The 313-nt window shown below is 68.4% G+C and carries 1 protein-coding gene; it reads right to left on the bottom strand.

Annotation, left to right across the window (positions count from 1 at the left end; genetic code table 11):
• A partial coding sequence (locus QK440_RS41530) for a hypothetical protein (protein ID WP_282798412.1) occupies positions 1–313 on the bottom strand: 313 nt, incomplete at both ends.

Here is a 313-nt window from a genome sequence, read left to right as displayed (position 1 = left end):
GCAGATCGATGCCGCCGTACGGGGTCGTCGGGTCCTCGGCCAGCTGGGCCAGCACACGGCCCAGACGCAGGGCGATGGCGCGTGCGTGTTCCTGGTCAAGGAGGTGGTGCTGGTGCTGGAGGGTGACCTTCAGGTGCGGCTCGGCGAGGGCGATGACGGTCAGCGGGTAGTGGGTGCCGCTGAGCGGGCTGATCCCGGTCACCGAGATACCCGCGGCCGAGTAGGCCTCACTCAAAGCGGCACCGTCGATGGGGTAGGACTCGAAGACCACCATGGTGTCGAACAGCGCCCGCAGCCCGGTCACCTGGTGCAT

The sequence above is a fragment of the Streptomyces sp. CC224B genome, from assembly GCF_030010595.1.
Taxonomy (GTDB): domain Bacteria; phylum Actinomycetota; class Actinomycetes; order Streptomycetales; family Streptomycetaceae; genus Streptomyces; species Streptomyces longispororuber.
The sequence above is the reverse complement of the archived record's forward strand: the minus strand, read 5'-3'. Positions and strand labels throughout refer to the sequence as shown.